Here is a 461-nt window from a genome sequence, read left to right as displayed (position 1 = left end):
CAGCAAGCGTAAGTGTAATCGGGAGTGGGCCACTCGTAGGAGGGCTGATTGTTCCAGATACACTGTTGAATTCAACCTCCATCTCGTTGCCATCGATAATTTCTATCGGCGTTGGTGTTCCCGAGAAGACAACCGTGGTACTCACATCCGTCGTAACATCAAAACACAACTCAAACAAGACATCTCCATCCGGTAAGGTGACACCTGCCGCGAAGGGGTCATTCCACGTAAACGTAAGGTTGCCCGGGGTCGGGTTACCCACTGACGCGGACGTAAAGCCTACCAACGCAGGGTTGAAGTTTTGAGAACCCGTAAACGTCAAGGCTGAAGCATCGTAGTTAATACTAAACTGCATCCCCAAAATATTCTCAAAATCATTCACCGTGACCGGTAAACATACATTGTCGCCGTTGTTTGCCGTAGCATCCGCAAGGATCAGCGTGAAGCCATCAAGCACAGTG

General features: G+C 49.7%; 1 protein-coding gene. It reads right to left on the bottom strand.

What is annotated here, in order from left to right; genetic code table 11:
* On the bottom strand, positions 1 to 461 hold a 461-nt coding region (locus ACRBG0_RS26805; RefSeq protein ID WP_431489905.1), incomplete at both ends, for a cohesin domain-containing protein.

The sequence above is a fragment of the Lewinella sp. genome (assembly GCF_050633125.1).
Lineage (GTDB): Bacteria > Bacteroidota > Bacteroidia > Chitinophagales > Saprospiraceae > Lewinella.
This window is presented reverse-complemented; position numbering and strand designations above follow the sequence as displayed.